The sequence below is a fragment of the Labrys monachus genome, assembly GCF_030814655.1.
Taxonomy (GTDB): domain Bacteria; phylum Pseudomonadota; class Alphaproteobacteria; order Rhizobiales; family Labraceae; genus Labrys; species Labrys monacha.
Genome location: NZ_JAUSVK010000001.1, coordinates 6,470,061 through 6,488,987, shown reverse-complemented (window position 1 = coordinate 6,488,987; position 18,927 = coordinate 6,470,061). Strand labels below are relative to the sequence as shown.

At 66.0% G+C, this 18,927-nt stretch carries 16 protein-coding genes and 1 tRNA gene; 8 read left to right on the top strand and 9 right to left on the bottom strand.

Annotated features, from left to right (window positions below):
• Positions 1-246: 246 nt before the first annotated feature.
• The 6 genes from ffh to rplS all read left to right on the top strand — a co-directional run bounded on the left by ffh (position 247) and on the right by rplS (position 4,916).
• The gene (gene ffh / locus J3R73_RS29560) at positions 247-1,806 is read left to right on the top strand and encodes a signal recognition particle protein (protein WP_307435969.1); all 1,560 of its coding nucleotides are present in this window, start codon (positions 247-249) and stop codon (positions 1,804-1,806) included.
• A gap of 54 nt (positions 1,807-1,860) precedes the next feature.
• Positions 1,861-2,220 (top strand): 30S ribosomal protein S16, encoded by a 360-nt coding sequence (rpsP, locus tag J3R73_RS29555; protein ID WP_307435967.1) that lies wholly within the window; start codon positions 1,861-1,863, stop codon positions 2,218-2,220.
• Positions 2,221-2,406: 186 nt separating this feature from the next.
• Positions 2,407-2,967 (top strand): ribosome maturation factor RimM, encoded by a 561-nt coding sequence (rimM, locus tag J3R73_RS29550; protein ID WP_307435964.1) that lies wholly within the window; start codon positions 2,407-2,409, stop codon positions 2,965-2,967.
• A complete protein-coding gene (locus J3R73_RS29545; protein ID WP_307435961.1) occupies positions 2,957-3,652 on the top strand; it encodes an HAD family hydrolase in 696 nt (231 codons plus the stop codon). Before rimM ends, J3R73_RS29545 begins: the two co-directional genes overlap by 11 nt.
• A 109-nt stretch (positions 3,653-3,761) precedes the next feature.
• Complete coding sequence (trmD, locus tag J3R73_RS29540) at positions 3,762-4,463, top strand: tRNA (guanosine(37)-N1)-methyltransferase TrmD (RefSeq protein ID WP_307435959.1); 702 nt, start codon at positions 3,762-3,764, stop codon at positions 4,461-4,463.
• Between the two features lie 84 nt (positions 4,464-4,547).
• Positions 4,548-4,916, top strand: coding sequence for a 50S ribosomal protein L19 (gene rplS, locus J3R73_RS29535; RefSeq protein ID WP_307435956.1), 369 nt, complete (start codon positions 4,548-4,550; stop codon positions 4,914-4,916).
• A 322-nt stretch (positions 4,917-5,238) separates the two neighbouring features.
• Here rplS and J3R73_RS29530 read toward each other — a convergent pair whose 3' ends face one another.
• Positions 5,239-7,089: an extracellular solute-binding protein gene (locus tag J3R73_RS29530; RefSeq protein ID WP_307435953.1), complete on the bottom strand. Its 1,851-nt coding sequence runs from the start codon at positions 7,087-7,089 to the stop codon at positions 5,239-5,241.
• A 163-nt stretch (positions 7,090-7,252) separates the two neighbouring features.
• Positions 7,253-9,124, bottom strand: a complete 1,872-nt coding sequence (locus tag J3R73_RS29525; protein ID WP_307435948.1) for an extracellular solute-binding protein — start codon at positions 9,122-9,124, stop codon at positions 7,253-7,255.
• A 183-nt stretch (positions 9,125-9,307) separates the two neighbouring features.
• On the opposite strand from J3R73_RS29525, the gene J3R73_RS29520 reads away from it, so the two are divergent.
• Entirely contained in the window at positions 9,308-9,685 is a 378-nt protein-coding gene (locus J3R73_RS29520; protein WP_307435945.1) for a VOC family protein, read from the top strand.
• Positions 9,686-9,813: 128 nt separating this feature from the next.
• Positions 9,814-9,898: transfer RNA gene (locus tag J3R73_RS29515), tRNA-Leu, on the top strand.
• 761 nt (positions 9,899-10,659) lie between these two features.
• On the opposite strand, the gene J3R73_RS29510 is transcribed toward J3R73_RS29515, so the two are convergent.
• Genes J3R73_RS29510 through J3R73_RS29480 form a run of 7 tightly spaced genes read right to left on the bottom strand, consistent with a single transcriptional unit; the run spans position 10,660 to position 18,709 of the window.
• Positions 10,660-12,981, bottom strand: a complete 2,322-nt coding sequence (locus J3R73_RS29510; protein WP_307435942.1) for a N,N-dimethylformamidase beta subunit family domain-containing protein — start codon at positions 12,979-12,981, stop codon at positions 10,660-10,662.
• Positions 12,974-13,354, bottom strand: coding sequence for a N,N-dimethylformamidase alpha subunit family protein (locus tag J3R73_RS29505; protein WP_307435938.1), 381 nt, complete (start codon positions 13,352-13,354; stop codon positions 12,974-12,976). Before J3R73_RS29505 ends, J3R73_RS29510 begins: the two co-directional genes overlap by 8 nt.
• Positions 13,355-13,384: 30 nt before the next feature.
• The gene (locus tag J3R73_RS29500) at positions 13,385-15,043 is read right to left on the bottom strand and encodes a branched-chain amino acid ABC transporter permease (RefSeq protein WP_307435935.1); all 1,659 of its coding nucleotides are present in this window, start codon (positions 15,041-15,043) and stop codon (positions 13,385-13,387) included.
• Complete coding sequence (locus J3R73_RS29495) at positions 15,040-15,921, bottom strand: branched-chain amino acid ABC transporter permease (RefSeq protein ID WP_307435932.1); 882 nt, start codon at positions 15,919-15,921, stop codon at positions 15,040-15,042. The genes J3R73_RS29500 and J3R73_RS29495 overlap by 4 nt, the downstream gene beginning before the upstream one ends.
• A gap of 13 nt (positions 15,922-15,934) precedes the next feature.
• Positions 15,935-16,642 (bottom strand): ABC transporter ATP-binding protein, encoded by a 708-nt coding sequence (locus J3R73_RS29490; protein ID WP_307435929.1) that lies wholly within the window; start codon positions 16,640-16,642, stop codon positions 15,935-15,937.
• A gap of 13 nt (positions 16,643-16,655) precedes the next feature.
• Positions 16,656-17,372 (bottom strand): ABC transporter ATP-binding protein, encoded by a 717-nt coding sequence (locus J3R73_RS29485; protein WP_307435927.1) that lies wholly within the window; start codon positions 17,370-17,372, stop codon positions 16,656-16,658.
• 2 nt (positions 17,373-17,374) lie between these two features.
• A complete protein-coding gene (locus J3R73_RS29480) occupies positions 17,375-18,709 on the bottom strand; it encodes an ABC transporter substrate-binding protein (protein WP_307435924.1) in 1,335 nt (444 codons plus the stop codon).
• Positions 18,710-18,927: the final 218 nt, after the last annotated feature.

Genomic DNA, 18,927 nt, shown 5'->3' with positions numbered 1-18,927 from the left:
CGGGTTTTTCCCCTATCTGCCGGCCGTTCTTACATCGGTAAGACGCCAGCTCGCCGACCATTCCCGGAGAATGGAGGCCAACGCCCGCCAGCGCGATGCGCCCGCGGGCGCGTTTTGCGTTGTGCGTCTTGCTCTTTGGAAGGCAGGCTCCAACATCAGCCGTTGCAGCCGACACTCTTGTTTGGCGCATGATCCCGCCCGAAGGCCCCGCCGGGCGTTCGGGCTCATGCACAAGGGAAGATTTGAATGTTCGATGGTCTCTCCGCCCGTCTGTCCGACGTGCTCGACAAGCTCACGCGCCGCGGCTCCCTCACCGAGGGCGACGTCGGCGAGGCGATGCGCGAGATCCGCCGTGCCCTGATCGAGGCGGACGTCGCGCTCGACGTCGTCCGCTCCTTCACCGACAAGGTGCGCGCCCGCGCCGTCGGCGCCGAGGTGCTGAAATCGGTGACGCCCGGCCAGATGGTCGTCAAGATCGTCAACGACGTGCTGATCGAGACGCTCGGCGCCGACCAGCAGTCGATCGACCTCGAGGCCGTGCCGCCGGTGCCGATCCTGATGGTCGGCCTGCAGGGCTCGGGCAAGACCACCACCACCGCCAAGATCGCCAAGCGCCTGACCGACCGCTTCAAGAAGAAGGTGCTGCTCGCCTCGCTCGACACGCGCCGTCCGGCGGCGATGGAGCAGCTCGCCGTGCTCGGCCAGCAGGTCGGCGTCTCCGTGCTGCCGATCGTCGCCGGGCAGTCCGCCGTGCAGATCGCCCGCCGCGCCATGGATGCCGCCCGCTTCGGCGGCTACGACGTCGTCCTCCTCGACACCGCCGGCCGCACCACGGTCGACGAGGCGCTGATGACGGAGGCCGCCGAGGTCAAGGCCGCCACCAATCCGCACGAGGTGCTGCTGGTCGCCGATGCCCTCACCGGCCAGGACGCCGTCAACACCGCCCGCGCCTTCGACAGCCGCCTCGGCATCACCGGCATCGTGCTGACCCGTCTCGACGGCGACGGCCGCGGCGGCGCCGCGCTGTCGATGCGCGCCGTCACCGGCAAGCCGATCAAGCTGGTCGGCACCGGCGAGAAGGTCGATGCGATCGAGGATTTCCATCCCACCCGCATCGCCAACCGCATCCTCGGCATGGGCGACATCGTCTCGCTCGTCGAGCGCGCGGCCGAGACGATCGACGCCGAGAAGGCGGCCAAGATCGCCGCCAAGATGCAGAAGGGCCATTTCGATCTGGAGGACCTGCGCGACCAGCTCATCCAGATGGAGAAGATCGGCGGCATGTCCGGCGTGCTCGGCCTCCTGCCCGGCATGGGCAAGATCAAGGAGCAGATCGCCGGCGCCAACATCGACGACAAGGTGTTCAAGCGCCAGCGCGCCATCATCGATTCGATGACGCCGGAGGAGCGCCGCAAGCCGGAGATCCTCAAGGCCTCGCGCAAGCGCCGCATCGCGGCGGGCTCCGGCACCACGCCCGAACAGATCAACCGGCTGCTGAAGATGCATATGCAGATGGCCGACATGATGAAGAAGATGGGCGGCGCCAAGAAGGGCGGCCTCGGCAAGATGGCCTCGATGTTCGGGCTCGGCGGCGGCGGCATGCCGGCCCTGCCGCCCGGCGCCATGGAGGCCCTCTCGAAGGGGCAGATGCCGCCCGGCATGCCGCCAATGCCCAATCTGCCGCCGCAGCTGCCGAACTTCACCGGCGGCGGCGCGCCCAAGCCGCCGGGCCTTCCCGGCCTCGGCGGCCCGAAACCGCCCGGCGGCCTGCCGGGCTTCCCCTTCGGCGGCGGCAAGAAGAAATAGCGCCGCCGGCCGCTTTACGACTCTCAACCCAGAACGACAGAAACGGAGTATCCCATGTCCCTGAAGATCCGCCTCGCCCGCCGCGGCGCCAAGAAGCGCCCGTTCTATGCGGTCGTGGTCGCCGATTCGCGCTCGCCGCGCGACGGCCGCTTCATCGAGAAGGTCGGCACCTACGACCCGATGCTCGCCAAGGACGGCGACAAGCCGCGGTGGACCGTCGATCTCGACGCCGTGAAGGCCTGGATCGCCAAGGGCGCGACGCCGACCGACCGCGTGCTGCGCCACCTCGCCGACCAGGGCGTCCTGGCGCGCGAGACCCGCAGCAACCCGCAGAAGGCCGAGCCCGGCAAGAAGGCGCAGGAACGCGCCGCCGAGAAGGCCAAGAAGGCCGCCGCCGCCGCCGAAGCGGCGTGATAGGTCATCAGCAGCCTTCTCCCGATCGGGACTCCGCATTTCCTTTGGAAATGCTCGGGGTCCCGGCAGGCGGATGAGGGGTTAAGCGTGGACGAGAGAGTGCGGTCAATCGCACTCGACTTGTCGAACGCCAGACCCTCATCCGGGAGAAGGAAATTCGGTGCCTCTTTCCACGCAAGGCATCCCATGCCCCCCACCCCGAAGAACCTCGTTCTGCTCGGCGTTTTCGGCGCGGCCCATGGCCTCAAGGGCGAGGTGCGGCTGAAATCCTATACCAAAGAGCCGCTCGCCATCGCCGATTACGGCCCGCTCGCCACCAAGTCGGGACGAGTGATCAGGCTCGCCGGCCTGCGCCCGCTCAAGGACGACCTGCTGATCGCCCGCGTCGAGGGCGTGAACGACCGCAACGGCGCCGAGGCGCTGGTCAACCTCCAGCTCTTCGCCGAGCGCGAGGCGCTGGGCACGCCCGAGGACGAGGACGAGTTCTTCCATGCCGACCTGGTCGGGCTCCTCGCCCGCCGGGAGGACGGCACGGTCATCGGCACGGTGACCGCCCTGTTCGACTTCGGCGCCGGCGACATCGTCGAGGTCACGCCCGCCGGCACCGGCGCCAAGCCCTGGCTCCTGCCCTTCACCCGGCAGATCGTGCCGCAGGTCGACGTCAAGGCCGGACATATTCTCGTCGTCCTGCCCGAGGAAATAGACACCGAGAGCGAAGATCCCACAGGAAAGACCGATGAGCGCTGACACTCCCTTCGAAACCGTCCTGCATGCCCCGGCCCCGGTGGCCGGCCTCATCTTCGACATGGACGGCACGCTCGTCGACAACATGCATGTCCACAACGACGCCTGGGAGGTCTGGCACCAGCGCCGCGGCCTGCCGTTCGACCGCGCCACCTTCTTCCAGGCGACGGCGGGGCGGGCCAACCGCGAGGTCGTCCGCGCCGCGATGCCGGACGCGTCCGAACTGGAGCTCGACACGCTCGGCCTCGACAAGGAGACGATCTACCGCGAGATCTACAGCGGCCGCATGGCGCCGATGCCCGGCCTGCTCGACTTCATCGACCTGTGCCTGGGCGCCGGACGCCCGATGTCCGTCGCCACCGCCGCCCCGCCCGAGAACGCCGCGCTGGTGCTCGACGGGCTCGACCTGCGCCGCCATTTCGTCACCGTGGTCTCGCCCTCGATGGGCTATCGCGGCAAGCCGCATCCCGATCTCTTCCTCGCCGCCGCCGAGGCGATGAAACTCGATCCGGCGCATTGCATCGTCTTCGAGGACGCGCCGCTCGGCATCGAGGCGGCCGAGCGGGCCGGCATGCGGGCCGTCGGCGTCACCACCATGCTGGAGGCGGCGATACTCGACGCATCCAATGTCGTCTTCTCCGTCGCCGACTTCACCGATCCTCGGCTGAAGCCCCTGCTGGGGCTGTAGTCGGGAACGCAACAAACCGGCACGGGCCTTGCAGAAAGCAACGCGAGTCCCTTCCCCCATGCGGGAGAAGGCAGCTGATCCTTTCTTCTCGCGAATGATGAGAGCTGCCATGTGGCGCGCCTCGATCCTCACCCTCTATCCCGAGATGTTCCCCGGCCCGCTCGGCGTCTCGCTCAGCGGCGAGGCGCTGGCCGGGGGAAAATGGGCGCTGGAGACGCGCAACATCCGTGATTTCGGCCAGGGCCGGCATCGGGCGGTCGACGACACCCCGGCCGGCGGCGGGCCGGGCATGGTGATCCGCGCCGACGTCCTCGCCCAGGCGATCGATGCGCTCGGCGACGACGGCCGGCCGCGCCTCCTGATGTCGCCGCGCGGCACCCCGCTCACCCAGCCCCATGTGCGGGCGCTGGCGGCGGGCGAGGGGGCGGTGATCGTCTGCGGCCGCTTCGAGGGCGTCGACCAGCGGGTGATCGAGGCGCGGTCGCTGCAGGAGGTCTCGATCGGCGACTATGTGCTGTCCGGCGGCGAACTCGGCGCCATGGTGCTGATCGACGCCTGCGTCCGGCTGCTGCCGGGCGTCATGGGCGGCGAGACCTCGGGCGAGGAGGAGAGCTTCGAGAACGGCCTGCTCGAATATCCCCATTATACCCGCCCCCTCGGCTTCGAGGGCCGCGACATCCCGGACGTGCTGCGCTCCGGCCATCACCGCAACATCGCGGCCTGGCGGCGCGCCCAGTCCGAGGCGCTGACGCAGGCGCGGCGGCCCGACCTGTGGGAAAAACGCGTCCCGACGAGGCCGCGAAATAAATAGACTCCGGTGAGGAATTGGCGTATTGGCTCGCCTCCACTCAAGCAAGAGCAAGATGCGCCCAAAGGGTGCGCGCGGAGATCGACGATGAACTTGATTCAGACTATCGAGCAGGAAGAAGTTGCCCGCCTCTCGGCCGGCAAGACCATTCCGGAATTCCAGCCCGGCGACACGGTCATCGTGAACGTCAAGGTCGTGGAAGGCGAGCGCAGCCGCGTTCAGGCCTATGAGGGCGTGTGCATCGCCCGTGACGGCGGCGGCCTGCAGGAAAGCTTCACGGTTCGCAAGATCTCCTATGGCGAAGGCGTCGAGCGCGTGTTCCCGCTCTACTCGCCGATGATCGATTCCATCAAGGTGGTCCGCCGCGGCAAGGTCCGCCGCGCCAAGCTCTATTACCTGCGCGACCGCCGCGGCAAGTCGGCCCGTATCGCCGAACGCACCGACTACAAGAAGTAAGCGGTCCCTTCACGCGTTTCCGGCGCCGGCCTGGTTCACCAGGCCGGCGTTTTGCGTTCCCGGGACCGCAGGCTTCCAGCCCATAGCGCTAAATATGGGCAAGACCCGCCTTCTCCCTGTTCGGGAGAAGGTCCCGGCAGGGGGATGAGGGTCTAAACTTCAACGCAGATAGCTCAAGGGTCGCGCTGGAATTGCAGAAGTCCAGACCCTCATCCGGCGCTTCGCGCCACCTTCTCCCGCATGGGAGAAGGAAAATCGCGCTATGGTCGGCAAAGTTAGCGCATATGGGCTGGAAGCCTGCGGTCCCGGGGGCTCTCCTCGGTCACCCCTTCGACCACCACAGCTCGGTCGCGCCGAGCATGTAGATCACGCCCGGATCGCGGCGCTCGAACAGGTCCCAGTAAGCGAGCCAGTGGTTCGGCCGGAACCATTGCGGCACCCAGTAATAGCCTGCCCGCAGCACGCGATCGAGCACGCGGCAGAGCGTCGTCAGCTCGGCCCGGCTCTGCGCCGCGACGATCCTGTCGATCAGCGCGTCGACCACCGGGTCGGCGATGCCTGCGGCGTTGAGCGAGCCCGGCATGGCGGCGGCCCGGCTCGAGAAATAGCCGCGCATCCCCTCCCCGGGCGTGAGGTCGAACGAGACCCGCCGGCCCATGACGTCATAGTCGAAATTGTCGGTGCGCAGCTGGTATTGCGCGGCGTCGACGATGCGGTAGCTCGCGGCGATGCCGAGGCGGCCGAGATTCTGGATGAAGGGCTGCGTGTGCTTGAGCAGGGCGTCGCTGTCGTCGAGGAACTCGACGGTGAGCGCCTCGCCCTTGGCGTTGCGCCGCGCCCGATCGATGACGGTCCAGCCCGCCTCGGCCAGCAGGCGGCCGGCCGCCTGCAGCAAAGCGCGGTCGGCGCCCGAGCCGTCCGAGACCGGCGGCAGCACCGCCTCGCCGAACGCCGCTTCCGGCACCTTGCCGCGGAATTCCTCCAGGATGGCGCGCTCCTCCGACGAGGGCAGGCCCGTCGCCTTCAGCGGCGAATTCTCGAAGATCGAGGTGGTGCGCTGGTAGGACGAAAACATGATGGACTTGTTGGTCCATTCGAAGTCCAAGGCCATGCCGATCGCCCGGCGCACGCGCGGATCGGCGAATTTGTCGCGGCGCGTGTTGAAATGCCAACCCTGCGCGCCCGACGGCGTGTAGTCCGGCACCGACTCGCGCCGGACCCGCCCGTCCTTGGCCGCCGGGAAATTATACCCCGTCGCCCAGTTGATCGAGTTGACCTCCTCGCGGAACAGGAAGTTGCGGGCGGTGAAGCCGAGAAAGGCGCTCGCCCGGTCGCGGTAATATTCATAGACGAGCCGGTCGAAATTGTGGGAGCCGACCTGGCTCGGCAGTGCCGCGCCCCACCAGTCCGTCACCCGCTCAAAGGCGATCGCCTGGCCGGGAGCGACCCGGCCGACCTTGTAGGGCCCGCTGCCGAGCGGCACGTCGAGGGAGGACCGGCCGAAATCCCGCCCCGCCCACCAGGCCTTGGAGAAGATAGGCAGGCCGGCGACCACCAGCGGCAGATCGCGCCCTCGCCCCGGCGCCAGGGTGACGCGGACCAGGTCCGGCGCCTCCGCCACCGCCTCGACGAAGGCGCGCAGCGCCTCGCCGAGATAGGGATGGCCCTGCGCCTTCAGCGTGTTGAAGGACCAGGCGCAGTCCGCCGCCGTCAGCGGCGAGCCGTCATGGAAGGAAAGGCCCGGCCGGAGGCGGAAGCGGTAGGTCAGCCGGTCGGCCGAGACGGCGACCGACTGCGCCGCATAGCCGTACATCGCGTCCGGCTCGTCCCAGGCGCGGGCGAGCAGCGTGGCGAAGCAGGCATCCATGCCGGCCGCGCCGTCGCCCTTGAGGATGTAGATGTGCAGGCTGTCGAAGGTGTTGAAGCCCTGATTGTAGATCGTCTGGGACAATTGCTGCGAAAACACGCCGCCCTTCGGCGCGTCGGGGCGGACATAGGCGAAGGCCTTGAAGCCCGGCGGATATTTGAGGTCGCCGAAGCTCGACAGGCCATGGCTTTCGATCTCGGCACCGCGCGCCCCTGCCGGCAGCAGGGCGCTGGCGGCACCGGCGAAGCCGGCCTTGAGCAGGGTGCGGCGGTCGAGGGGGATTGATGGGGGCTGATGGCTTTTCAAGAGGGGCTCGCTTCCCGGGTGCGCGGACGTCCCGTCCGCTCTTGCCTTCGGCTGGGCGCAACAGCTGCGTCGACGGGCGACGGCCAAAGAGATCTCCGCCTGCCTGCACGTCCAGGCAGAAGCGGACGGGACGTCCGCGCACCCGGGACGTGCGTCAGGCCCCTCACCGTCCCGGCCCCACCTTGGCGACCTTGGCCGGATCGTACCACCAGACGTCCGGGAAGCCGCCGGTCGGGCTCTGGGAGGGCAGCGTCGCCGGCTGGCCGAAGCGGTCCCAGCGCAGCGTGTGCCAGACGGGCGAGCGCCACATCGGCACGAGATAGTCGCCCGCCAGCAGGACGCGGTCGAGCGCCCTGGTGGCGGCGACCAGTTCGGGCCGGTCCTTGGCGTAGACGACGCGGTCGATCAGGGCGTCGACCGCCGGATCCTTGATCCCCATCAGGTTCTGGGAGGCCGGCCGGTCGGCGGCGGCCGAACCCCAATATTCGCGCTGCTCGTTGCCGGGCGACTGCGATTCGCCCCACAGATAGACCATCATGTCGAAGTCGCGGTTGTCCTGGCGCTGCTGGAGCTGCGAATCGTCGACGAGGCGGATGTCGACGTCGATGCCGATGCGCTTGAGCGCCTGCTGGTAGACGAGCGCCACCCGGGTGAAGGCCTCGTTATCGATGAGGATCTCGAACTTCATCGGCTCGCCGGTCTTGGCGTTGACGAGCTTCCTGTCGCGGATCTCCCAGCCCGCCTGCTTGAACAGGTCGAGCGCGGCGCGGAAATTGGCGCGGCGGTTCTCGTCGGTGCCGTTGACGGGATTGGTGTAGGGCGTGGTGAACACCTCGGGCGGCACCTTGTCCTTCACGCTGTCCAGGATGGCGAGTTCCTCGCCCTGCGGCAGACCGCTCGAAGCGAGGTCCAGCCCGGCGAAATAGGAATCGATGCGGGTGTAGAGCCCGTAGAACAGAGTGCGGTTCATCTCCTCGAAATCGAAGACGTCGTTGAGGGCCTGCCTTACGCGCCGATCCTGGAATTTCGGCCGGCGCAGATTGAAGATGAAGGCCTGCATGCGGCCGGACGACGTGCTCGGGAAATCCTGCTTGACGATGCGGCCCTGCTTGATCGGCGCGACATCGTCGCCATAGAGCGTCGCCCAGTTCGCCGCGATGTTCTCCAGGCGGAAATCATAGGAATCGCTCTTGAAGAAGTCCGGCAGCTGCTGGGCGTTGAGGTAATAATCGTAGCGCATCTCGTCGAAATTATACTGGCCCTTGGCGGTCGGCAGGTCGGTCCCCCACCAATCCTTCACGCGCTCATAGACGACGGTGTGCCCGGCATCGAACCGCTTGATGCGGTAGGGCCCGGAGCCGAGCGGGGCCTCAAGGCTCGTCTTGGTGACGTCGCGCGGCTTGCCGTCCGGCCCGTTGGCGAGCCACCAATGCTTCGGCAGCACGGTGAGCTGGCCGACGATCTGCGGCAGCTCGCGATTGCCCTTGGTGTCGAAGGTGAACGTCACCTCGCGCTCGCCGGTCTTCTCGGCCTTGGTCACGTCCTTGTAGTAGTAGCCCCAGCGCGGATTGTTCTGCTTCTGCACCTCGAAGGACCACACGACGTCCTCCGGCGTCACCGGCTGCCCGTCGTTCCAGCGCGCCTTGGGGTTGAGGCGGTAGGTGACGGAGGAATAGTCGGCGGGGTAGCGCAGCGCCTCGGCGATCTCGCCATATTCGGAGGAGGGCTCGTCCAGCGCCGGCGCCATCAGCGTCTGGTAGACGCCGTCGAGCCCCATGGCGGACACGCCCTTGGGCGGCACCGGGTTGAAATTGTCGTAGGAGCCGGGCACCGCCTGGCGCACCCGCCCGCCCTTGGGCGCATCGGGGTTCACATAGTCGAAATGGTCGAACGGCCCGGGATGCTTGAGGTCGCCCAGCAGCGAGACGCCCGTGCGCCAGGGCGGCGCCTCGTCGGCGGCGGCGGCCGGCGGCAGGCAGAGGGCGGCGAGACAGAGAACGGCGAGGCCGGCGAGAGGCGAGAGGATACGGCGCATGGGCATTCCGGATATGGCGATCGTCCTCCCCGCCGAACGCCCGGCGGGGCGAGACCCGCCACTTTCATAGGGCAAATTGGCTGAAATAAGAATGGCGGCGATGCCGGCCGGCATGGCGCTTCCCGCCGCGCGCTCTTATGCGTACTCTACGCCGTCGACGCGCCGACATCGGAAGGAACAGCCATGCTGGGCAGCAAGATCGCCATCGCCACCCTCGCGGTGAAGGACCTCGCGGCGGCCCGGCGCTTCTACGAGGACGCCGTCGGCCTCGAAACGGCCTTCGTGCACGAGCCCGGTGCCATCGCCTACAAGACCGGCGATTCCACGTTGTTCGTCTATGAATCCGCCAATGCCGGCACCAACGACGCCACCGCCGTGACCTGGATCGTCGGCGACGACATGGAGGCGGTGGTCCGCTCGCTCAAGGACAAGGGCGTCGCCTTCGAGCATTACGACATGCCCGGCCTGACGGTGGAGGGCGACATCCACGTCGCCGGCGACCTCAAGCTGGCCTGGTTCAAGGACCCCGACGGCAACATCCACGGCCTCGCCAGCGGCTGAGGCTGAGGATGGCCCGGGTGCGCGGACGTCCCGTCCACCCCAAACGCGCACCGTGCCCGATTCGCCCCCGGCAATCCGCACTCCCCGATTGACGCGCCACCCCCGCCCGCTATAGTGCCGCCCGCGTTGCCCCTATGGCGGAACTGGTAGACGCGTCCGACTCAAAATCGGATTCCGCAAGGAGTGCTGGTTCGATTCCGGCTAGGGGCACCAACTCTTCTTCGAGAAACCAGACTTTCAATAAATTCAAGCCCTTATGGGCGAAGAACGCACAGGACGTCGTGCCTGTTTGTAAAGATTTGTACCACTGCCGGTCGGGGTCTCTGCTGCGGCTCGGCTGGATACATGGCATTCAGCAAGCGGCCCGACTCGGTTTTCCCGTCCACACCATGAGAGCTGATCATCCTGCCGATCATTTGGCCGTGTCGGGCTATCAATCGATACTCGATATTATCTTTCGCTGAAGCGAACGCGAGGGCCTTGCAGACTTCCTGCGTTGAATAGTCCGGGCTCGCCAGCTCTTTGCTTCGCATATCGTTGCGCCCGGTGATACCAGCTTTCTCGCCCATCGTTCGTCCGCATAGGACCCATGGGCCGGGACGCCACCCTACGGCATGGATCCCCGCGCTTCGCTCGCCGGGGATGACGGACACGATGCCTGTTGAGAATGAACCCGAACTCGCTGTCCTGGATTCATGCCGGCCGCGCCGTGCGGGGCGCGGGACCTGCTGCCGATGCGATGGACGCCCTGTGCGGCCACCATCGCGGTCGGCGGCGCATTCGCCTCCCGCGTGCGCCCCCGCGAGACTCCCGGTGCCCCCGGCCGGACGAGCACGCGAAGCCGGCGCGCCCGGTGTCTGGCCATCGGGCATTGCCGTTCGCTCGGGATGCCTGCGGAGACCTTCGCAACGCTTCGCGGCAAGACCGGCGGCACGATCATTCGGGCGCCGCGCGCCGGCCGGGCGACGGCGCCGCTACCGCCAGAGCTTCTCTTCGAGGGTCCACCGCTTGCCGGGCAGCGGGCCATCCTTGATGAAGGCGTCGACCACGTTCCGGAGCAGCCTGGAAGCATTGTTCCGGAAGCCGTGGGCAGGCAGGGACTGGCCGAAGGCGATGGAGCCCGTCGAAAACACCGCACCATCGCCCTTGCTGGTGAAGTAGGTCATATCGGCCCGGATACGGTAGTCGATCGATCCCACCATTCCCGCATAGGCATAGAGGATCTCCTCGGTGACCAGCACGTAATTGTCCGAATGTCCGCCGGAGGATGCGATGATCTTCGTGTGCGGCGGCGTGCCGAGACTGAGATCGTAGCGGTCGATCTCGATGCCGGCGGCGGCGCCGTAAGCGAGGCCCGCATCGCCGATGATCTCGCCGTCGATTCCTTCGGTGATCCAGGCGACGGTGCGATGATACGCATCCGGCATCTTGCGGTAGGGCGCGCAGGTCTCGAAGCCCTCCGAAATCATCCCGACGCCCAGGAGCTTCTGCGGCGCGCGCCCGCGATTGCGCCACAGCCCGCTCTTCTCGCCGGTGGACTGCAGATAATGCTCGCCTGATTTCGCCGCCCAGGCCCGCATCCCCGAATCGAGCTTGCGGACCTCCATGCAGGCCGGGTCGTCCGGGGTGAAGCCGACGCACCAATAATAGCCGTTGCCGCCCATGTAGACGAGGCGCCCTCCCTGCGCGACGAAATCCTCCTGGGCGTCGAGCATGCGCTCCGACACATATTCGGGATGGGTGCCGGTCAGCACGCAGTTGTAGGCGCTGATCGCCTCCAGGCCGTCGCGATGCAGATCCTCGTCGGTGATGAAGTCGCACTCATAGCCGCAGTGATCGATCCAGGCGACGATCGAGAGATCGGCGGGGAACTGCCAGGTGATGTTCATGCTCGACATGCGGTATTTGGGACGCATGTTGATCACGGGCCGCTTGTAGGAACTGAAGCAGACACCTGCACCGTCCTCGAAATTATTGTAGGTGGAGAAGCCGAATTCGCCGTGTTCGTAGGTCTCGATGTCGATGTCGGTGACGACCGGCGGCTGCCCCGTCATCGGCTGGATGATCTGCGCGTCGAAACTGAGCGTCTCGTTGCCATAGGCGAGATAGCTCGCCGTCGGCACCAGGAAGCACAGCTTGGCCGAGGGCTTGGCGGGCCGCACGACGAAGACGATATAGTCCTCGCCGAGCCCCGTTCCCGCACCGATGCGCAGGCGGACGGCATAGATGCCGCTCGCCAGATCCAGCGGGATCGTCATCGTGCGGGTAACGTCCCATCGGCAGTCGGTGACCGCGTCCGCATGGAATTCGATGCCGCCGAATTCCTCGGGCGCGAGCCGGAAGCAATCGTTCTTGCCCTTCCAGTTCCACCCGGTCATGCCGCGCACCGGATGGTTGACGCCCACGGCGTGAAGCCCGTTAGGACCGGTGTCGACCACCCTGTTGCCGATGCCGTTCTCCGAATAGCCGGCCGAGGTGTCCCAGAAGGCCACCAGGGCATCGGACGGGGCCGCGGCTCCGCCGCGGCAGGCATCGAGTTCCCCGCGCGTCAGCACGCGGCTGCACAAGCCCGGCCGATCGATCTTGCCGGAATACAGGTCGTTGATGAACGGTCCGCGTAATTCGTGGCGGTCGCGCGCGCCCCCTATGACGAAGGGGGTATCGGGCCTGTTGTGCTGCACGAAACGGAAGGTCGTGCGGACATGCGAGGCGAACTCGTAGGGCACCACCGTGCCGATCAGGGAATTATAGCGGTTGAGCACGCCCTCCTGGTAGAGCGTCGCCGTCCTGGTGGTCACGTCGAAGGATACCGCCACGAAGTACCAGACCATCTTGATCAGCGGCAATTCGGCCGTGACGTAGTCGACGTTCTTGCCGTCGCCCACCCAGAATTCGAGATAGCCCTGCGGATTGATGCCGAGGGCGAAGCCCTCATTGGTGAGCGTGTCCCAGCGGCCCATGATCGTCTGGCGCTTGCCCTTCTTCGGCATCGTCGGCCAGACATAGGCGAACATGGTCAGCGACCCCTCCATCTTCAGGGTTTGCCGGGGGTCGTCGACCGACAGGAAATTGCCCAGCTGGGTGAACTGCTTCTTCACGGCCCAGCGCCCGTTGTCGGGATGGGAGATCTCGCGCTCGACAAAGCCCGGCCCGTCCTTGTGGCCGTCGCCATGGACGAGGCGGACCAGATGGGCGTCGGCGAAATCGGCTCCGTCCGCGTTGACGTGCAGGGTGATCGTTTCGCCCGGTTTGACGGTTATCTTGTTCGCGTATCCGAACAGTTTCTGTTCAGCCATTGTCGAGTTCCATCAGATCTTTGACTTTCCTGAGAAATACGCCGTGGTAGGCGGCCTCCAGCGTATCGAAGACGGCTCCTTCCCCGTCTTCCGGGCGGTCTCGCGCCGCACGCGTCATCGCCATGATCCGGTATCTGCCGTCGGCAAGCCGGTGGAGCAGATATTGCCGGGATGCGGGCAGGCGCCTGAAATAGGCGAGCACCCGGCCGAGTGCCTCGCTGTGGCGTCCCACGGGCCTGCGGCGGTGCTCCTCAATCAGGCCGTCGTCGACGAGGCGGCGCAGATAGGTGCGTGTCATCTTGTCGAAATAGGCACGGTAGACGACGTCGCGGTCGGTCTGGTCGTCGGCGGACGGCGCTGCCATCTCACTCATGTTCATCAATCCCCACGCGGACGGCCATGGTCACGACTCCATGAGGTCGTGGATGCGGCGCATGAAGATGCCGTGATAGGCGTCCTCGATCGTGACATATTCCCTGTCCTCCACCACGCGGGGGGACACGCCTCGCTTGCCGGAGAAGGCGATGATGCGGTAGCGGTCCGTCGCCGCGATGTGGTGAAGCGCATATTTGTCCTCCATCGGCGAGCGCCTGAAATAATAGAGCACCCGTTCGAGCGCCTCGCTGTGCTGGCCGAGCGGCCGGCGGCGATGCTCCTCGATGATCTCCGGGCAGATCATTTTCTTCAGATGGTCGCGCTGCACCTTGTCGAAGCGGCGGAAGAACAACTCGTCCTTGTCGTCGATCTCGGTCGCCTCCTCCGGGAGCGCCTCGCCGCCCTTCTCCGAGCGCAGCGAGCGCCACTCGCCGCGCTTCTTGTCGCGCCAGGCGTCGAACTGCTTCTTGATGCCGAAATAGCCCTTGTTGAGGAAGAGCACGACGCCCAGCATGATGAGGCCGATGAGGAAGTGGCGCAGCGGGCCGAGATCGATGAGAACCTTGTCGAGGAAGGTGACGACGAGCGTTCCGAGAATCGCCCCTTCGGCCTTGCCGATGCCGCCGATGGTCAGCATCGCCAGGCCGAGCAGCACGGTGTCGAAGCCGAAGATCGAGAAGGCGACGCCGCGATATTGCGCCGCGTAGAACCCGCCGATGAAGCCGAACGCCGCCGAGGTGATCAGGAAGATCTGCACGCGGGCGCGCCGGTAGTCGACGCCGCAGGCCTGGGCGAAGGCCTCGCGCTTCTCGGGCGCCATGCGCAGGATGCGCCCGAGCCGCTTGCCGTTGATGAAGCGGAAGAGGAAGAGCGCGGCCAGCAGCAGGGCGAAAGCCCCGTAATAGCCGAGCCAGGACTGCCCCATCGGGGACAGCCAGTCGGGGATGTAGGAGTCGGCGCCGTAGAGCCCGCCGGACGCCGAGCCGAAAAGCTTGGAGGTGGTGAAGAAGACGCGGCAGAGTTCGTTGAGCCCCAGGGTGAGCAGGGCATAATAGAAACCGTCGAGGCGCAGCGCCGGAACGGCGATGAGCGCCCCCATGACGAAGCCGAGCGCCGTGCCGATCGGCGGCAGCAGGTACCAGGGCAATCCGAGCCGGATGGAAAGCCAGGTGGTGATGAAGGCCGCGACCCCGACCACGGCGTAGGTGGCGAGGGAGAAGATGCTGGCGGTGCCGAGGATCAGCGTCCAACACACATTGATGGCCGCGAAGATGCCGAAGATCGCCCCGGCGGAAAGCAGGGTGTTCTGCATGCTTTCGGGGAAGAGGAACGGACCGAGCGCCAGGAGAAGCAGGCAGATCATCCAGTAGATGGGCCGGCGATCGTCGATCTTCTTCTCTGCCGCGAGCGTCTTGCGGTTGTAGAGGCCGTGAATGTGCAGGACATTGCGCCGCGTCGGCCACCAGCGCCAGCGCGACCACAGCTTCTCGCCGTGATGGGGCCAGACGACGTAGTGCTTGAGCCGGCCGACCTTGTGGGTCTTGACCTTGTAGCGCGTATTGGCATCCCAAGCCTCGCGCGGATCCGGCACGGTGACGGATGGGACTTCGTCGAGCCCCTCGGCCGTGCCCCAGGCCGACAGCGGGTTGTGCCAGGTCAGGGGTTCTTTCTTGAATGCGTCGCTCACTGTTCGCGCCCCTTGTCGAGCAGGCCCGAAATGCCGCGGGGCCGGATGATCAGAATGCAGATGATGACGAGGAACTGGGTGATCAGGACGTATTGGCCGCCGAGATAGCGCGAGGTCACGGCCTCGGTGAGCCCGAGGATGGCGGCGGCGATCACCGCGCCCTGGACGCTGCCGAGACCGCCGCAGAGCGCGATCGAGACCCCCTTGATCAGAGGCGTGAGCCCGCTGAAGGGGGAAACGTAGTAGGTCTGCGAGAGCAGCACGGCGGCAAGCCCCCCCATGGCGCCGGTCACCGCCATGACATAGAGGCCGGTCTTGCGGATGCCGATGCCGACGATCGAGGCGGCATGCGGATTCATCATCATCGCCCGTATCTCCAGGCCGCGGCGGCTGCCCTTCATCCAGGCGACGACGAAGGAGAGCATGGCGACGGAGCACACGACGATGCCGATCTTGTCGGCGGTGAGCACCGTTGCGCCGATATGGATGCTCTTCGAGCCGAAGAGTTCCGGCAGCGACTTCGCACGCGGGCCGAACTGCAGCAGCAGGGCCTGGGAGCCCATCAGGCTGATGGCGAGCGTGCCGATCATGCCGCGGGTGGTGAAATTCGGCTTATCGTGCAGGGGGATGAAGACGAGGAGGCACATCAGGATGCCGCCGAGGGCGCCGGTGAGGATGCCGGCGGCCGCCACGAGGACAGGCATCCTGGTGAGATAGAGCGCGACGACATAGGCGCCGTAGCCGGCGAAGGAGAAGATGAAGCCGTATCCGAGATTGATCAGGCCGAGGCTCGACCAGGTGATCGACACGGCGACGGCGATCAGCCCGTATATGCACGCGACCACGACGGCATTGATGAGAACGAACGTCAGTTCCATCTCGGCTTTCCAATCATGCCTTGGTGAGATTGAAGGAGGAGGACGCCTCCCCCTTGAGCTTGCCGGCATGCATGCCGATGACGCGGTCCACGCGCCCTTCGAGCAGGGCGACGTTCTGTTCGGCGATGAACATGGCGCTGTCCTTGAGGTCGAGCGCGAGCAGGGCTTCCATCACGCTCTGGCCGATCTTGGGCGCCAGCCCGAGCGACGGCTCATCGACGAGATAGAGCTTTGCATCCGTCATCAGGCCGCGCCCGATCGACACCATGCGCCGCTCGCCGCCGGACAGCCGCCCCACCGCCGTCCTCGTCAGCTTCCGGAGGGGCGGGAACAGATCGAGGACGCGTTCCTTGCGGGCCTTGCGGTCGCGCCAGGCCTCGCGGGTGAAGGCGCCGCTGTCCAGATGTTCCTCGACCGTCAATCCGTTGAAGATCTCGTCGCCCTGCGGCATGATCGCCAGGCCCTTGCGGACGATCTGGTGGGTATAGCGCCCCGCCCCCTGGCTGCGTGTGCGGCCGATCTCCTCGCCGTTCAGGAGGATCGATCCCCGCTGCCACCCCGTGAGGCCGGCGATGGCATAGAGCAGCGTGGTCTTGCCATGGCCGTTCAGCCCGACGATGCCGACCCGCTCGCCCGACCGGATGACGAGGTCGAGATCATGGATGACGCGCAGCGGTCCGTAGCCGGCTGAGAGGCCGTCGATCACCAGAATGTCGGACATGTCCACCCTCCGCTCAATGCGCCTCGAAATACGCGGCACGAACGGCCGGGCTGTTGATGACGTCCTGCATCGGCCCTTCCGCGATGATGTCGCCCGCATCCATCACGATCACCCGGTCGGCGATGGAGGCGAGCAGTTCCATGCGGTGCTCGACGATGACGACCGCGACATTCATCTCCTTGGAGAGCATGCGCAGGATCTGGTCGATCTGGTCGATCTCGGCGTTGATGAGGCCGGCGGCGGGCTCGTCCATCAGCAACAGCTCGGGCTTGCGCATCAGGAGGTTGGCCATCAGCAGCTTGCGCCGTTCGAATGTCTTGAGCCGGGTGTTCGGCGTGTCGTAGGGGGCGACGAAATTCACCAGCGCCGCGCCGTATTCCGCATCGAAGCGGGTGAGATAGGGCCGATAGGCCTGCCGGGCGGCCTTGAACGTCTCCCCCACCGTCAGGTCCTCGCAGATGATCGGTGTCTGGTAGGTCCGCCCCAGCCCGAGGCGCGCGCGCTCGAAGAGCGGGAGCCCGGTGACGTCGCGCCCCTTGAACCGGACGGTGCCGGTCTTGGGCCGGTAGCGCCCCGACAGGATCTCGAGCAGGCTCGTCTTGCCGGCCCCGTTCGGCCCGATGATGCCCAGGACCTCGCCGGGCCGGAGGGAGAAACCGATGTTGCGCAGAACCTCACGCCCGCCGAGGTCGAGCGCGAGATTCCGGCAGTCGAAGAGCGGCTCCGCCATGGTCAGGCCCACCAGGGGGCCGCCTTGAGGGTCGATTCCGCAATCTCGTTCGGCCAGATGATCTTGTGGTGGCCGTCCTGGACCTGCACGAAGAGCTGGCTCATCCCCTTTTCGAGTTCGGTGGCCTGATTGCCGAAGCCGTTGTCGGGATAGTGCACTGCCTCCTGATAGGCGTTGTTCATGTTCATGAGGCCGCAGACGCCGCGATAGGGATTGTTGCGGATCCACTTGACGTTGGCGGCAAAATCCTCGGGCGCCTTGGTGGCCTCCCAGGCGAGCTTGAGATATTGGACGATGTCATAGCCGTTGCCGGTATAGACGAGGCCCATATTCCCGGCGAACTCCGGATATCTGGCGGTGTACTTCTTGCGGAAGTCCTGTCCGCGCTGGTCCCCGTAGACGCCGAGGACGGTGCTCCAGCAGAAGCCCTCCGTCGCGCTGCCGCCCAGTTCGAGGAATTCCGGCTGCGACGGGCCGTATTGCAGGTAGACCAGCGCGCCCGGAACCGGATCGGCGACGAATTGCTTGCAGAAGGCCGCGAATTCCGACGCGACCCAGTGATTGATCATGATCGCGCCGGCATCCGCTTCCTTGAGCTTCTGGATGACCGGGCTCCAGTCGTTCACCGGATATTGGATGTCGGTGAGGATGGGTGGCTCGAAACCGTGCTTGGCGAGTGCTTCCTTGGCCGCCCGGAGGATGGTCTGATTGTAGCCGACCTGCTCGGAGACGATGTGGACCCGCTTGTTCTTCGGCTTCCAGACACCGGTTTCCTCCATCTTCTTGAGCCAGACGGGATAGGTCCAGCCATAGTTCACCTCGGAAGGGTCGGTCTGCAGGACATGGCTGTATTTGTCGGGGTTGGCCTTGTAGGCCTCCGTCGCCTGACGCTGGGTGTTTCCCTGCAGATAGGGGCACTTGTACTTGGCGGACTCGTCGAGCGCCGGGATGGGCGCGAACAGGAACGAGTTCGAGATCGCCAGGACCTTCTTGTCGATGCAGGCTGCGATCGCCTGCCTGCAGCTCTCCGGGGAGAGCTTGTCGACATCGGGAACGAAGATGTCGAGCTCGCGTCCGAGAACGCCGCCCGCCGCGTTGATCTCTTCGATGGCCAGCTTCGTGCCGTTGAGATGATCGGTATCGTCGGCGACGCCGTAGGGCGTGGAGAGCGAGGACGGCACCCCGATCAGGATCTTGTCCTTCATGCCCTGGGCGATCGCGGGCGCCGCGATGCCGGCCACGGCCGCCCCGGCTGCAACCTTGAACGCCATGCGCCGCGTGACGCCGCCCCGGTCTGCGGCGGCTTGATCTGCGGCGGCTTGGTCTGGATTGTTCATGTTCACCCTCGTCTGGTTCGCCTGCCGCCGCCATCAAGGGCGGCGGTCGAGCGATTGCTTTTTATAGACATTTAACACGACATCTGGACTGAATGTTCTGTTCTTATATCTAGACGTAGCAATCCTTTTTCTCTAATGTCAATAGGCAAAGGGAAGGGCCCAGGGTCCTTTCGGTGCTGGTTTTTTCGGCAGGGGATAGTCAAGCTTTAGGCACTCGG

Coding starts and splice junctions, on each gene's coding strand:
- J3R73_RS29545 (WP_307435961.1), top strand. CDS start 2,957: ATGAGCGCTGACACTCCCTTCGAAACCGTCCTGCATGCCCCGGCCCCG.
- J3R73_RS29505 (WP_307435938.1), bottom strand. CDS start 13,354: ATGAGTGAGATGGCAGCGCCGTCCGCCGACGACCAGACCGACCGCGAC.
- trmD (WP_307435959.1), top strand. CDS start 3,762: ATGTGGCGCGCCTCGATCCTCACCCTCTATCCCGAGATGTTCCCCGGC.
- rpsP (WP_307435967.1), top strand. CDS start 1,861: ATGTCCCTGAAGATCCGCCTCGCCCGCCGCGGCGCCAAGAAGCGCCCG.
- J3R73_RS29495 (WP_307435932.1), bottom strand. CDS start 15,921: ATGGAACTGACGTTCGTTCTCATCAATGCCGTCGTGGTCGCGTGCATA.
- J3R73_RS29480 (WP_307435924.1), bottom strand. CDS start 18,709: ATGAACAATCCAGACCAAGCCGCCGCAGATCAAGCCGCCGCAGACCGG.
- J3R73_RS29525 (WP_307435948.1), bottom strand. CDS start 9,124: ATGCGCCGTATCCTCTCGCCTCTCGCCGGCCTCGCCGTTCTCTGTCTC.
- J3R73_RS29490 (WP_307435929.1), bottom strand. CDS start 16,642: ATGTCCGACATTCTGGTGATCGACGGCCTCTCAGCCGGCTACGGACCG.
- J3R73_RS29485 (WP_307435927.1), bottom strand. CDS start 17,372: ATGGCGGAGCCGCTCTTCGACTGCCGGAATCTCGCGCTCGACCTCGGC.
- ffh (WP_307435969.1), top strand. CDS start 247: ATGTTCGATGGTCTCTCCGCCCGTCTGTCCGACGTGCTCGACAAGCTC.
- rimM (WP_307435964.1), top strand. CDS start 2,407: ATGCCCCCCACCCCGAAGAACCTCGTTCTGCTCGGCGTTTTCGGCGCG.
- J3R73_RS29520 (WP_307435945.1), top strand. CDS start 9,308: ATGCTGGGCAGCAAGATCGCCATCGCCACCCTCGCGGTGAAGGACCTC.
- rplS (WP_307435956.1), top strand. CDS start 4,548: ATGAACTTGATTCAGACTATCGAGCAGGAAGAAGTTGCCCGCCTCTCG.
- J3R73_RS29510 (WP_307435942.1), bottom strand. CDS start 12,981: ATGGCTGAACAGAAACTGTTCGGATACGCGAACAAGATAACCGTCAAA.